Origin of the sequence: Shewanella sp. UCD-FRSSP16_17 (genome assembly GCF_001675935.1) — a bacterium.
Lineage (GTDB): Bacteria > Pseudomonadota > Gammaproteobacteria > Enterobacterales > Shewanellaceae > Shewanella > Shewanella japonica.
Genome location: NZ_LZFV01000024.1, coordinates 1 through 15258, shown reverse-complemented (window position 1 = coordinate 15258; position 15258 = coordinate 1). Strand labels below are relative to the sequence as shown.

9 protein-coding genes are annotated in these 15258 nt (G+C 42.1%); 6 read left to right on the top strand and 3 right to left on the bottom strand.

Translation table 11 applies throughout. From position 1 onward, the window contains the following. Window positions 1-39: 39 nt before the first annotated feature. Window positions 40-1284 (bottom strand): diaminopimelate decarboxylase, encoded by a 1245-nt coding sequence (lysA, locus tag A9267_RS11565; RefSeq protein ID WP_065109275.1) that lies wholly within the window; start codon window positions 1282-1284, stop codon window positions 40-42. Between the two features lie 20 nt (window positions 1285-1304). Further along, window positions 1305-1502: an LPS translocon maturation chaperone LptM gene (lptM, locus tag A9267_RS11560; protein WP_055023603.1), complete on the bottom strand. Its 198-nt coding sequence runs from the start codon at window positions 1500-1502 to the stop codon at window positions 1305-1307. A 68-nt stretch (window positions 1503-1570) separates the two neighbouring features. Between lptM and cyaY the strand changes: the two genes are divergently transcribed. Next, window positions 1571-1900, top strand: a complete 330-nt coding sequence (cyaY, locus tag A9267_RS11555; protein WP_055023604.1) for an iron donor protein CyaY — start codon at window positions 1571-1573, stop codon at window positions 1898-1900. 30 nt (window positions 1901-1930) lie between these two features. Here the strand turns inward: cyaY and A9267_RS11550 are convergent, their stop codons facing one another. After that, the gene (locus A9267_RS11550; RefSeq protein ID WP_231919098.1) at window positions 1931-4426 is read right to left on the bottom strand and encodes a class I adenylate cyclase; all 2496 of its coding nucleotides are present in this window, start codon (window positions 4424-4426) and stop codon (window positions 1931-1933) included. Between the two features lie 188 nt (window positions 4427-4614). On the opposite strand from A9267_RS11550, the gene hemC reads away from it, so the two are divergent. The 5 genes from hemC to A9267_RS11525 all read left to right on the top strand — a co-directional run. After that, window positions 4615-5544: a hydroxymethylbilane synthase gene (gene hemC, locus A9267_RS11545; RefSeq protein ID WP_065109565.1), complete on the top strand. Its 930-nt coding sequence runs from the start codon at window positions 4615-4617 to the stop codon at window positions 5542-5544. Window positions 5545-5560: 16 nt separating this feature from the next. Further along, entirely contained in the window at window positions 5561-6277 is a 717-nt protein-coding gene (locus A9267_RS11540; protein WP_065109274.1) for a uroporphyrinogen-III synthase, read from the top strand. 133 nt (window positions 6278-6410) lie between these two features. Further along, complete coding sequence (locus A9267_RS11535; RefSeq protein WP_065109273.1) at window positions 6411-7634, top strand: uroporphyrinogen-III C-methyltransferase; 1224 nt, start codon at window positions 6411-6413, stop codon at window positions 7632-7634. After that, a complete protein-coding gene (locus A9267_RS11530) occupies window positions 7631-8803 on the top strand; it encodes a heme biosynthesis HemY N-terminal domain-containing protein (RefSeq protein ID WP_065109272.1) in 1173 nt (390 codons plus the stop codon). The genes A9267_RS11535 and A9267_RS11530 overlap by 4 nt, the downstream gene beginning before the upstream one ends. A gap of 391 nt (window positions 8804-9194) precedes the next feature. After that, window positions 9195-15258: retention module-containing protein (locus A9267_RS11525; RefSeq protein WP_065109271.1), on the top strand; the 6064-nt coding region annotated here is incomplete at its 3' end.

Genomic DNA, 15258 nt, shown 5'->3' with positions numbered 1-15258 from the left:
TTCCTTTATCGAACTAAAAAATTAACTGATTTCACTAGTTTAAGGTAGTAAGTGCTCACCTTGCCACAATTGCTCTAATTTTTCACGCTCGCGTATGACTTGATGCTGGTCTTGGTCAACCATGACTTCAGCAACTCTAGGGCGAGAATTGTAATTTGATGCCATGACAAACCCATATGCACCACTTGAGCGAACGGCGAGTAAATCTCCAGCCTGAACATTAAGCTGGCGGTTTTTCCCCAAAAAGTCACCTGTTTCACATACAGGACCTACGACATCATACTCATAGCTTGCTGCAGAAGTGAGCTGAACAGGAATAATATTTTGCCAAGCGCTATAAAGTGATGGGCGAATAAGATCGTTCATCGCGCCATCAACAATGGCAAAGCGCTTATCGCTATTTTCTTTCAAAGAAAGCACTTCAGTGACAAATATACCTGCATTAGCCGCAATCGCACGCCCAGGTTCAAAAATTAATTTAAGTGGTCTATCACCTAGACGTTCAAGTAATGCGGCTGCATATACGTCAGGATGTGGCGGTGTTTCATCATCATAAGGCACGCCTAAGCCGCCGCCAACATCAAAATGTTTAATTTCGATGCCATTAACTGCAAGACGATCAATTAACGCCAACATTCTATCCATCGCATCTAAGAATGGCTGCATTTCTGTAAGCTGAGAGCCAATATGGCAATCGACCCCTTTGATCGCTAAATGAGGGAGTGCTTGTGCACGTGCGAACACTTGCTCAGCTTCATCCATTGCAATACCAAACTTGTTTTCTTTAAGCCCAGTCGAAATGTATGGATGAGTCCCTGCATCGACATCGGGATTAACTCGCAACGATATCGGCGCGACTTTACCTAATTTACCAGCCACGTCATTGAGCAACTCAAGCTCTGCGCTTGATTCTACATTGAAACAATAAATGCCAATGTTTAATGCTTGTTCCATTTCAGCAATGGTTTTACCCACCCCCGAGAAAACAACTTTTTTCGGGTCGCCGCCAGCAGCGATAACACGAGCTAATTCACCACCAGAGACAATATCAAAACCACTGCCAAGCCTAGCAAGTACATTTAACACCGCCAGATTAGAGTTGGCTTTTACCGCATAACAAATAAGATGGGGATGATTAGCCACGGCATTGTTAAATGCATTCCAATGACGCTCTAACGTCGCTCTAGAGTAGATATATAGTGGTGTGCCGTGAATTTTAGCAAGTTCAGCAACAGAACAACCTTCAGCAAATAAACTATCCTGTTGATATGTAAAATGGTCCAAAATGCGTTTCCTTGTAAATCTTATTTATTTTGTGTCGGCTCTTGAGTTTGCTCGAGAGACTGTTGTTGGGTTGATTCAGTAGTAGGCTCTTGCGGTTTTCGCTCTTGCTGATTCGTTTCCACTTCAGAAGATTTATATAAAGGGCCTTTTTGTCCGCAACCTATAGTGAATAGGCTAACAAGCATTACTAATAAAAACAGTCTCATTTTTCTCAACATCTATGCATCTGGGGAGTTATAGCCTTATAATCGCATTCATAACCTAGAAAGCACAAGGATTGAAATACATGGCTATGACAGATACTGAATTTCATCAGTTGGCAGATGAAATGTTTAGCAAGATAGAAAACGCCATAGAAACAGCAATTGATGAGCAAGATGCTGATGTGGATATCAATGCGAGTGGCAACGTGTTGCAACTAGAGTTTGAAGACGGTTCGCAAATTGTCATCAATAAACAAGAGCCTTTACATGAGTTATGGATTGCGACGCGATTTGGTGGCTACCACTTTGCGCTTGTTGATGGTAAATGGTTTGATGAACGTAACGATAATGTATTTATGCCATTTGTTATTGAGTCAATTAAAAAACAAAGCGGCATTGCTTTGTCAATTTAAGCGCTAATTTATCAATGAGGTGAACTGAGCTTAAATATCTGAGCTCAGTTCATTCATTTCTACGCCAAATGGCACCACACTCAACTCGCCATCAATTCGTTCTAATTTAAAAAACTGTGGCACATTGAAATAATGCAATGAAGAGGCATCTCGCTCAAAAGCAAAACTATGGCTTTCTTTCTCAACTAATTCTTTCATCGACACATCTTCATATTCACGCTTTGTGAGCCGATTAGTTTCATCAATAATAAACACATCAAGAACATCTGGTCGCTGCCTTAAAAAGTACTGTTTTGCCCCTTTTGAGATATACAGCTTAATAATGCTGGGAATACTGCGAAAAGGATCAGACTTAATAACAGCTACTGGGGCATTTAACTGCGCTTTTTTATAACGTTCAACTTTGACTGGAGCAACTTTAACCTCATCGCCCGTCAACACCTTATAAACGAGACCCATAGAGTTAAAATACAAACCGTAACGCTTATCGGATAATTTTATTGGGTGCATCATTGCCGACGATGATCTTGCTTCATGGCAATATTTAACGCACTGATTAAAAATATTAAACAGTGCATCATGAATTTGCTTCTTTAATCGCTCGGCACACACCAACACTTCGATATCGACTTGTTCAGGCGTTGCTTTTAGCCCCAGCGCCACAAAAGACAGCGCTTCTAATAAGCCTTGCTCGCCTTTAAAGCGATGACATTGCCACTCGCCCCAACTATTCAGTGAAATCACGTCCAGAGTCGACAACATGTTTTGCTGCTTTTTCCCTAAAGAAAAAACATTACCATTCATGTAATCCACCATGATTTCCTGACCTTGCCATTTTAGCGTAGGGTCACCATCAACGTTGGCCACCACAATCAGTTTTTTATAGAAAAAAGGTTGGCATAATTCAGCTTTTGAGACTTTATTATTATGATTTAGTAGTGGCACTAAATGAGCCGATAGTTGTGTTAGCAACGCTGAACGATGTTTCTTACGGCCATATTCTTGCCAACGAGTGGTGGTTCTGGACACATCATTCATCACCGCCCAAGCAATAAGGGCCGTTGGAGTATCCGCTTTAATGATTGAGGTTTCGCCTAACAGTTGACCCGACTTCAGTGGTTTACGGTAAAGGTAATAACGGGATTCTTTAATGCTGTGAATGATGGTCATGTTCGGCTCGAATACCGAGTGACTCCACAACTTATTTAATGGCAGCAGTTGATGTTCATCATCACTAAAATAGGTATGTAACTTACGAGCTAACATCCCTAACTCTTCAACTCTAAAGCGATCGCTTAACGCTTGTTTAGAGGCAAATTCAAGTAGCGTTTTATAGCTTTTCAATAAGAGTTCATTTAATTGTTTATTGAACCACTTTAGCTGGCCTGAATGCCAGTTTTGGCTATTATCTAGGGTTTCTAATAAACTTGATGGCCAATGCCATTGCTCAACAAGTTGCTGCATCTTATCTCGGCGCCAATCTTGTCCTACACACGCATTGGTTAAATTAACCCCGCATTTTAGGTAAAAACAACGTCTAACAATCTCTAATCGACGAATGTCTTTTTGTTTTAATAAATAGCTTTCGATACGTTGATACAGAATCAAATAGGCGTCATTCGAATCAGAAAAATCATCACGTAGACACTGCTCCCAAATTTGTTCAGTTATAAAATAAGATTTGGGATAGTCCGCCGCATAAGTTTCAAGTAGCAGTACTTTAAGTAGCGCTTTGTGAGGTTTATTCAACCCCTTATACAGTTGCCACAATGAAGCGCCAAAGTACTCAGTCGCAGGCATTGACCTTACGTCACCTAAATGCAACACCGATGGTTCTTTTAAAGCTTCAGGCCACCACCCCACAGGTTTACCCGCTAGGCGAATGTGCGAACGATAAAACTCTTCTAGTAATAACCAGTGCTGCGTACTACCACTGTGCTCTTCACCGAGTGAACTAAAGCAGTTATCAAATGCACTGCACTCTCGAAACTGCAACGGGTGCACTAAGTAAAAATTCACTTCAAAATCAAATGAAGCAAACCACTCCGTTAATGCCGCCGTTTTGTCTGCGATGAGGGCTAAGTCAGCATTGCCAAGGCTCGACTTATAGACCAACCATACATCAACATCACTTTTGGGGTTCTGGCCAAAACTGGCAGTACTCCCCATAGAGTAAACACCTTCAAAGGCACTTGGTTGGTTATTGTTGGTTTCAATAAAGGGTAAATCAAATACTTCACACGCGAGCGCGACTTCTGGAAGGGTTGCAAAGTCGCTCACGCCAAATGGGGTTAATGCAGAGGTGCCACCGGGTAATTGGGGATGATGATGGTGTATGAGGTAAGGAATCAAATCGAATAAGCGTTGCTGTTTTGGTGACAATAACGATTTGACTCGTTCGTAACGAACAAGGTTTAATCGATTAGCTATTTTGACCGGCCGACAACTGTTTTCAATCAAGGCTTCCATCCCTGTGCAACCATCTACTATCGTTTTGATACCAATTTGACAAGCAATTGCTTGCAATATTAGCGCTCAATTAATTAGCAACAACATGATCATATTATCACTTTTGGATAATTACGCCAGCAAATGAGATCTGCGTCACAAAAATTTTATGTGCATAGGTCAAACAATCACTATCAGTTTGTTACATAAGCTCGATGGCAATGTTAGCATTGACGCAATTAAGTCTATTGATGGAACTCTCTGGCATGTCTCAAAATGTTATTCGTATCGCTACTCGTAAAAGTCCACTGGCTATGTGGCAAGCTGAATTCGTAAAAGCAGAGCTTGAACGCATTCATTCTGATTTAACGGTTGAGTTATTACCAATGAGCACTAAAGGAGACGTTATTTTAGATACGCCTCTGGCTAAAGTGGGTGGTAAAGGGTTATTTGTAAAAGAGCTGGAAGTTGCCATGCTTGAAGACCGTGCAGACATCGCTGTTCATTCAATGAAAGATGTACCGGTAGATTTTCCTGAAGGCCTAGGTTTGCAAGTGATTTGTGAGCGTGAAGATCCTCGTGATGCATTTGTATCTAATACATACAAAACCATTGCTGAATTACCTCAAGGCGCTGTAGTGGGTACATCAAGCCTACGTCGTCAATGTCAGATCCGTGCCGCTCGTCCTGATCTAGTGATTAAAGACTTACGTGGTAATGTCGGAACACGTCTAGCTAAATTAGATAGCGGTGATTACGATGCCATTATTCTTGCTGCTGCGGGCTTAATTCGCCTTAAACTGGATGAACGTATTGCAAGCTTTATCTCAGCAGAAGATTCACTTCCAGCAAATGGTCAAGGCGCTGTAGGAATTGAATGTCGTACTGATGATGAGCGTGTTAAAGCATTACTCGCTCCACTAGAACACCTTGAGACGCGTTACCGTGTATTTGCCGAGCGTGCTATGAATACCCGCCTTGAAGGTGGTTGTCAGGTACCTATTGGTGCTTACGCTGAAATCGAAGGTGATAGATTAAGCTTACGTGGTTTAGTGGGTAACCCTGATGGCAGCCAAGTCATTGAAGGTGCTGTATCTGGTCCTAAAACGGATGCTGTCGCTTTAGGTGAAGCACTGGCTGATGACTTACTTAGCCGTGGCGCTAAAACTATTTTAGATGCTGTTTACAACAAGTAATTAGGCAAAAGCTTACATGAAAGTCTTGTTAACGCGCCCTGAGGGGCGCAATCAAGCAATGATAGAACAGCTCAATGCAAAGGGAGTGGACTATATTGTCACTCCTTTATTAGCTGTTGCTCCAACTCAACACCCTTTCTCTCATCAGCAACTTTCTGATGCTGATGCCATCATTTTTATCAGTACCAATGCGGTAAAGTACGCTGCAGAAAGGCTTAATAACCATTTTCCTGCAAGTCGATATTACGCTGTTGGAAAAGCGACAGCTGCGGCACTGGCAGAGCTCGGTGTATTTGCAGAAACCGCACCAGAAGAAAGCCAAGATAGTGAAGGATTATTATCGCTAACCTCGTTAAGCGATATCGCTCAACAACAAGTCGTCATCATTAGAGGCGTTGGCGGTAGAGAAACCATCGCCGAACAACTTAGCCTAAGACAGGCAAGTGTCAGCTATTGGGAAGTTTACCAGCGAGTCACGCCACAACTCGATTCACAATACATTTGCAACTATTGGGCAAGCGCTCAAATAGACACTATCGTCGTGACCAGTGGCGAAGTCCTAGATAATCTAATTAAACTTGTTCCAAAAGAGTTATTTGCATGGTTGCAATCATGTCATATCATAGTACCTAGTCATCGAGTGGAACAAAGGGCTAAAACGGCAGGTATTCATCACGTCACCAATGCTAACGGCGCGAACACTGAAGCTGTTTTACGAGCGTTATCTATTTAAACAATAAAGTAAACTTGCTTATTTGCCATATTGTATAATGCTGCCAAACTTGTACCCTATCACTCTACATTTTTGTCGCGCAGTAAATGGTCGCACTAATTGTTAACCGCAATTAGTTACTCAAGGACAGCTCATGGAACACAAAAAGCAAGCTTCAACGTCTACTCCAGAAAATAATGAAGCACCTTCAGAATCTGTAAATGAAGTCAATTCTGTTACTGAAAATCAAACTAGTTCTCACACTGATGCTGACTCAACAGACTTGCCTACGAGCAAAGTGCCATCTTCAATACATTCTGATGCGCCAAGCGATAAACCGAAACACAATAAGAGTTCATGGTGGGTAAGATTAAGTATTTTACTCTGCCTGATTATCGCTCTTGCAGGCATTGGCATAAGCTATTTATTGTTGATTGAACTCGAAAGTCAGAAAATTGAGTTACAAACTCAGTATCAACAAACACAAGCTATCAGTAATGAAGTGACTGAAGCGTTAATTGAACCTAAGCGTCGTATTGCAGAATTAGAAGTACAGCAACAAAACGATACCTTGGCCTACCAACAACAAAATCAGTTGGCAAAATCACACCAACAACTTCAAGAGCGAGTTGCAACCTTAGCTCAACGAAATCCAAACCATTGGATGGCATCTGAAGCTGAATACTTGGTGAGAATGGCTGGACGTAAATTATGGTTAGAGAATGACCCTAAAACTGCAGCCGGATTGCTAAAGTCTGCCGATGATCGTATTGAAGCAATGAAAGACCCTGCTTTGTTACCTATTCGACGTGCATTAGCCCACGATTTAGCTCAAACGAATGCCATTAAAACAACAGATGTTGCCGGTACCATCTATACGATTGATGGTATTTTAAATCAGTTAGACAGCTTGCCGTTAAACCGTGCCAAAGCGCAGTCAGCTGAAGACTTAGCAGAACAACACGTCATTACAGACTCGTTAGATGACTGGCAAAGTAATCTTGCTAAAACATGGCATTCAGTTACTGACGGCTTTATTACCATCCGTAAACGTACAACAGATATAGAGCCGTTATTAGCACCAGATCAACAATGGTATTTAATTGAAAATATTAGAAATAAATTACTACAGGCTCAGTTGGCTCTGTATCAACATGATGAAGTAAATTATCGTCAATCGATCGGCTTTGCTCGCACATGGATTCAACAGTATTTCGATTTAGATGAAGACTTAACTCAAGACACCATGACGGCACTTGATGCGTTAATTACAGTTAAAATTGACCAAGTGAAGCACACCAATTTTGAGTCGACTCGATTGCTACAGCAATTAATCACTTATGGTTCATTGGTTCCAGCAGAGGAACCACAGCTATGATTAAAATTCTTGCTTATGTCATCATCATTTTAATCGGTTTCTGCATTAGCCCATTCATTATTGGCAATACTGGCTATATCTATATTGCGGCGGGCGAGTATCAAATAGAAACCAGCTTAGTCTTTGGTTTATTAGGGTTAGTACTCTTTTATTGCGCGCTTCAATTAACTGAATGGCTCATCATATTTTTGCTTAATATTGTTATCAATAGCCGTTACTTACCAGAACGTTGGCGTAAAGAAGCTGCGAAGAAGCACACGCTTCAAGGCGCGTTAGCATTAGCAGAAGAAGATTGGCCTAGTGCAGAAAAAGCCATGGCAAAAGGTGCTGCTAAAGGGGAGCTACCTGCGCTCAATTTATTTGCAGCGGCAAGAGCTGCGCATCATCAAAAAAACACTGATAGCCGAGATAAATACTTAGCAGAGGCGGCAAAAGACCCTTTGGCTAAAACCGCCGTTAAAACCTCAAAAACAAGGTATCTAATTCAGCAAGGAAAACTGACTGAAGCAAGAGCTGAGCTTGATGCATTAAATCCAACCAGTAAAAGTAAATCACCAGTATTAAAACTAGCCCTTGACCTTTATCAACTTCAAGATGATTGGCAAGCACTTAAAATCTTATTACCGGCGATTAAAAAACGTCAGATTATTAGTGAAAAGCAGTATGAAGAGGTTGAATACACAACCAATACGGCATTATTAACGGCAGCGTCTCAACATGGCGAACAAGAGCTAGAAAAGTGCTGGCATTGGCTAAGTAAAACGGAACGTAATCAGCCACACCTTATTAGTATCTACGCTCGCGGCCTGTGCCAATATGATCGTAAAAAAGACGCCATAAAAATCATCAATAAAAGCTTAAAGACTGATCTTCATCCAGCACTTTTAGCTGACATCCCCAAAATAATCGATGCGGATGATGAAGATATTAGAAAATTATTAGCTCGATTTGAGCAAAGTCATGAACATGATGTTGATTATCAAATTTGTTTAGCAAAGTTAGCTCAACAAAAACGTGATATTAAAGTGGTTAAAAATCATTGGCATAGTGTTTGCCAGATATCACCTAAGCGTGAGTACTTTTTAGCATTAGCCCAAGCGCAGGAGCAATTAGGCGAAAATGCTGCTGCATTACAAAGCTACCGTAAAGCAGCTAATTGTTCTGACTAATATTCATTAAATCGAATAATTAACTATTTAAAAACCTGCCAATTGGCAGGTTTTTTTATCTATTTTGTAAACTAAACGCCAGTTTGAATCGTATAAAAAATGAACTACACTTGTAGATTCCAGTTTTTAGCACTTTGTTATTAAAAACTTCACATTTCCGCATAATGACTTAGTTGCATTGATTTACTAAGTAAATCTTAATTTTAAAACATTTTCATTATCTTAAAGGCATTTAAGGCCACGCCAAAAAATTGACCAAGCATACATATAGCGCTAAAATTGTTATATTGCGGTTAATCTTTCTCGCTAATTAAATAACGACAAATATAGCAATGTGATTTTTTATGCATCGAATGTAAATACATTGCTAAAATAGGGTTTGGAGCTAAATATGAGTTCTGTTGTAACGACTAAAAATGGTGTCTTAAGTTCAGCAAACGGCGAGATCACTCTCACGTTAAATGGGCAATCCAAAAATATTCTTCCAGGGGAACAAATTCCTGCTGGTGCAGAACTCCAATTTGCGAGCGATTTAGCATTTGTTGTCACTTTTGATGACGGCACAGTGCTAAACGGTGATGAGCTTATTGCTGAACAAGCTGACCCTAACGTCACTGATGATGCAGTGGCTCAATTTTCAACAGATATGAGCCCAGAAGAATTAGCTGAGATTGAAGCGCTACAAGCGTTAATTCTTTCGGGTGAAGACCCTACCGAAGAATTACCAGAGACCGCTGCGGGTGAAGCATCTGGTAACGAAGGTGGCAGTGACTTTGCTTCTCTTGCCCGTGATGGCGCCGAAACCATTGCCATTGCTGGTTTTGATACGTCTTTCGATGCTCCTGAAACATTAACAGCCAACCTGTCGTTAGGTGATGAAGGCGTTAACGCATTAAACAACAATAATTTCAATGTTGCTCAATTCACCGATAACTTTGTCAATGGTGTGTCATTTACTACCTCTTCTGGTTTATCGGGCTTTACGGGAGACTTCGGTGCTCCAGGCTCGTTTGCTTACTTGCCGGGTGATACCATCACCTTCATGTTGGGTGGCGTAACAATTGCGACCTTTAGTGCAGATGTAATTCAGGGCGACATTCTATTCTTACAAGATATTGCTGGCACGTTATTGTCTGATACCAACATGGATTATGTTGAGAACATGGCTATTTTTCTTCAAGCCTTGGACAATGATTTATCCGATGGTGTTGATGATGGTGTGTTAAATACCAACAGCTTAGTTAATATTGAAGATAGCTATGCCACCAATATCAATATTCTTCTTTCTGTTCATGAAGCCTTAGCAAACTACATCGACCCAACAACAGGCCAGCCTTTAAATATCGCGACTGCTGGTAAAGAAATGATTTCTCAAGTTTTGGCTGAACTTGGCATCATCTTTACCCGTGATACCGAACGCCAAGAAAACGAACAAAACCTTTTTGAAACCATCGCAATGGAGCATGTTGCAGGTACTATTGATGAGCTTGCAGGTGACAGAGCACCTGATGAGCATGATGCTCGTACTGTTGATGTACTCGATGTGCCAGGTGGCTTAGTAACCTATAACTACAACGAACTAGATGGCCAAATAACTTTTTCTGTCAATGATTTACTTGAAGGTGCTGTTGGGCAACAAGTTGTCGATCAAAATTTACTCGTCACTAATGTTAGATTGAGCGCCGCTTTTGAAAATATCGGAACATTGCAGGATTTAGGTGATGGTAACTACGCGATTATCTTGAATGAAGGCATTGATCAATATGATCTTGAGGGACTCAGTATTGATTACCGCGTTGAAGATTGGACGGTATTTAAAGACGTTACCTCGTCTACGCAGGATCAGTACAAATCACACTTATCAGCTGATATTCCCGATGTATTAGAGGATGTAGGTTTTAACCAATTCACCTTAAACAGTGAATTGACCTTTGAAGATGATCAAGCCTTATCGATTACATTTACCAGTGAGCTATTAAGCGAACAGCTTGGTTACCCTATCGCTGAGTATGCTGATGATTATTTAGTCCCTCTGGAGTATTCCAATGATGGTGGCTTAACCTGGCAAACAATGACTGTAACAGGAATCGATACGAGTGGTGACTTAGCACGCCCTATCTTTGGGTTCACACTCGCAGCAGGTAGTGACAGTGTCATGATCCGCGTGCCGATTTTTGATGACGCAATAATCGAACCCACAGAATATTTCAACGCCATTGTTAGTGGCGAGAATGTTTATGATGAAGAATTAGAATTTGCCATTATTGATAATGATGGAGAAGGCTCTGACTTACCTGTCGTCGATATTGATTACGCTGTAGTTGTTGAGGGCATGGAATTTGCCCTGTTCACATTAACATTAAGTGAACCTAGCACTGAAACCATTACCTTGGATTATAGCTCAGAAGAGCTTACAGCATTGTTCGGTGAAGATTTTACTAACGTAAGTGGAACTGTCACTTTCCTTCCTGGTGAAACGACAGCCTATATTACAGTACCTATTACCGATGATTTAATTGTTGAAGATAGCCCTGAATTTGCATTAATAAATCTATCTAATGTGACTAATGCCGTACTGGGTGATACCCAAGCCACCCTGCGTATTTATGATAACGATTCGCCTGATAATACAGCGATAACTTTGGATATCGATCCTGTTACTGGTGATAACGTATTAACGCCAGATGAATCTACAGGTACAGTGACAATTACTGGTACTGTTACAGCCGATGCATCGATCACAACGGGTATTATCATGCTGACCATTAATGGTCAGGAATACCAAGCCATTATGCAATCTGATGGCACCTTCTCTGTGGAAGTGGATGCTCAAGATTTATTAAACGATCCTGATACTGTTATTGACGGAATTGTATATGGCTATGGTGATAATGGCGCCAAAGGCACAGCAACATCAACCGAAGATTACGACATTCCAACTGAAGTGGTAAATGACAGTATCATTATCGCTGAAGACACTGTTGCAGAAGGTAATGTTCTTGATAATGATAGTGACACCGATGATGTATTAACTGTCGTTAGTTTTGAAGTTAATGGCCAAACCTACTCTGCGGGCGATTCTGTCACGCTAGATGAAGGTGTATTAACGCTTAATGAAGATGGTAGTTATACCTTCACTCCTAATACTGATTGGAATGGTCAGGTTCCAGTTATCACCTATACGACTAACACTAACGTCACCGCAACTCTAACCATTGAAGTTACGCCTGTTGCAGATGGTGCACCTGGCGTCATTATCAACACTGATGCCAATAATGACGGTATTATCAGTGAAGATGAATTAGCAGGTAACACTGAAGTTTCGGTCACGATAGATTTAACAACTACTGGTGCCCAACCAGGTGACACCTTGGTTGTTAATGGTCAAGAAATCATCTTAACTCAAGAAGATATTGATAATGGATCAGTAGATTTAACATTACCAGCACCGCAAGAAGGCGACACAATTGAAGTTGTGGCAACCGTTATCGACTCAGCTGGAAACATTAGCCCCGAAGGCTCTGATAGTGCAACCCTAGATACTACAGCTCCTGTTATTTCAGTTGTTGCACCAGATAACAGTAACGATGACACGCCACTTATTTCAGGCACTACGGATGCTGAACCTGGTAGCACTGTTACTTTGGTCGTTACAGACAGTGAAGGTAATGAGCAAATTTTAGAAGCCATTGTCAGTGAAGATGGTAGCTTTGAAGTTGAGGTCAATGATCCTTTAGCCGAAGGCGATTATACCGTTGTTGCTGAAGTCACAGATCCTGCTGGGAATACTGCAACAGACAATGATAATGGTTCTGTGGATACCACAGCTCCAACTATCACTGTTAGTGCACCCGATAGTAATCTTGATTCAACCCCTACAATTACCGGCACAACAGATGCTGCACCTGGCAGTACTGTGATCATTACAGTCGTCGATGCTGAAGGAAATGAGCAAACTCTCGAAGCTATTGTCAATCCCGATGGAAGTTATGAAGTTGATGTAGTTGAGCCATTAGTTGAAGGTGATTATACCGTCAATGCTGCTGTAACAGATCCTTCAGGTAATACAGCAACTGCAAATGATGAAGGTGCAATTGATACCGTAGCGCCTGAAATTACAGTTAACGCACCTGACAACTCATCTGATAACACGCCAATTATCACAGGTACAACGGATGTAGCTCCCGGAACTACTGTAACAATCATTGTTACTGATAGTGAAGGAACTGAGCAAATTATAGAAACGATTGTATCTCCTGAAGGGACCTATGAAGTAGAAGTACCAGAACCTTTAGCTGAGGGAGATTACACTGCAGTTGCTGGCGTATCTGATCCTGCTGGTAATGGCGCTATGGCTGAAGATACGGGTGACGTTGATACAACTGCACCAACCATCACAGTCGCAGCACCAGAAGGAACCGGTGATAATACCCCATTAATTATAGGCTCAACTGATGCAGCTCCTGGCAGCACTGTGACCCTTACCGTCACGGATAGTGAGGGTAATGAACAAATTCTAGAAGCAGAAGTAAATCCAGATGGTACATATCAAGTAGAAGTCCCTTCACCACTTTCTGAAGGCGATTATACCGTTACAGCTTCTGTTACTGACGCGGCTGGTAATACAGCGACAGCAAATGATAATGGTGAAATTGATGCTGTAGCAGGTCAATTGACCGTAGATTTAGTCATCGATGGCGATAATAACGGTGACATCACTGGTACATCACAAGATATTCCAGCAGGTGGCACGGTCACTCTGGTGATCACCGATATTGCGGGCACTGCAATTACCATCACCGATGTGGCTGTAAACGCTGACGGCACTTACTCTGTTGATAATGTTGACCTATCTACACTTGTGGATGGCGACATCACAGTGGTGGCAACCTCAACCGACAGCAACGGTAATGATTTATCAGCCAATGACACTGAAAACCTTGATGCTGTTGACGCTGAGCTAACAGTAGACTTAGTGATTGATGCATCGAACCAAGGTGACATCACTGGTACGAGCCAGGATATTCCAGCTGGCGGCACGGTCACTCTGGTGATCACCGATATTGCGGGCACAGCAATTACCATCACCGATGTGGCAGTCAATGCAGATGGCACTTACTCTGTTGATAATGTTGACCTATCAACGCTCGTGGATGGCGACATCACAGTTGTTGCAACTGCAACCGACAGCAACGGTAACGACCTGTCAGCCAACGACACTGAAAACCTTGATGCTGTTGATGCTGAGCTAACAGTAGACTTAGTGATTGATGCGTCGAACCAAGGTGATATCACTGGTACATCACAAGATATTCCAGCTGGCGGCACGGTCACTCTGGTGATCACCGATATTGCGGGCACTGCAATTACCATCACCGATGTGGCTGTTAATGCTGATGGCACTTACTCTGTCGATAACGTTGACCTATCTACACTTGTGGATGGCGACATCACAGTGGTCGCAACTGCAACCGACAGCAACGGTAACGACCTGTCTGCCAACGACACTGAAAACCTCGATGCTGTTGATGCTGAGCTAACAGTAGACTTAGTGATTGATGCATCGAACCAAGGTGACATCACTGGTACATCACAAGATATTCCAGCAGGCGGCACGGTCACTCTAGTGATCACCGATATTGCGGGTACTGCAATTACCATCACAGATGTGGCAGTAAACGCGGACGGTACTTACTCTGTTGATAATGTTGACCTATCAACGCTTGTGGATGGCGACATCACAGTGGTGGCGACCGCAACCGATTCAAACGGTAATGACCTGTCTGCCAATGACACTGAAAACCTTGATGCCCTTTCAAGTAACATCACCGTCGATTTAGTTATCGATGGCGATAATAACGGTGACATCACTGGTACATCACAAGATATTCCAGCTGGCGGCACGGTCACTCTGGTTATCACCGATATTGCGGGCACTGCAATTACCATCACAGATGTAGCCGTTAATGCAGATGGCACTTACTCTGTTGATAATGTTGACCTCTCTACACTTGTGGATGGCGACATCACAGTGGTCGCAACTGCAACTGATTCAAACGGTAACGACCTGTCTGCCAACGACACTGAAAACCTCGATGCCCTTTCAAGTAACATCACCGTCGATTTAGTTATCGATGCATCGAACCAAGGTGACATCACTGGTACATCACAAGATATTCCAGCTGGCGGCACGGTCACTCTAGTGATCACCGATATTGCTGGCACTGCAATTACCATCACCGATGTGGCAGTAAATGCAGATGGCACTTACTCTGTCGATAATGTTGACCTATCTACGCTTGTGGATGGCGACATCACAGTGCTTGCAACCGCGACTGACAGCAACGGTAACGACCTGTCTGCCAACGACACTGAAAACCTTGATGCCCTTTCAAGCAACATCACCGTTGATTTAGTCATCGATGGCGATAATAACGGTGACATCACTGGTACAT

What these genes read in the sequence shown, in the direction of transcription:
- cyaY (WP_055023604.1), top strand. Translation starts at nt 1,571, where the DNA reads ATGGCTATGACAGATACTGAATTTCATCAGTTGGCAGATGAAATGTTT.
- hemC (WP_065109565.1), top strand. Translation starts at nt 4,615, where the DNA reads ATGTCTCAAAATGTTATTCGTATCGCTACTCGTAAAAGTCCACTGGCT.
- A9267_RS11530 (WP_065109272.1), top strand. Translation starts at nt 7,631, where the DNA reads ATGATTAAAATTCTTGCTTATGTCATCATCATTTTAATCGGTTTCTGC.
- A9267_RS11535 (WP_065109273.1), top strand. Translation starts at nt 6,411, where the DNA reads ATGGAACACAAAAAGCAAGCTTCAACGTCTACTCCAGAAAATAATGAA.
- A9267_RS11540 (WP_065109274.1), top strand. Translation starts at nt 5,561, where the DNA reads ATGAAAGTCTTGTTAACGCGCCCTGAGGGGCGCAATCAAGCAATGATA.
- lptM (WP_055023603.1), bottom strand. Translation starts at nt 1,502, where the DNA reads ATGTTGAGAAAAATGAGACTGTTTTTATTAGTAATGCTTGTTAGCCTA.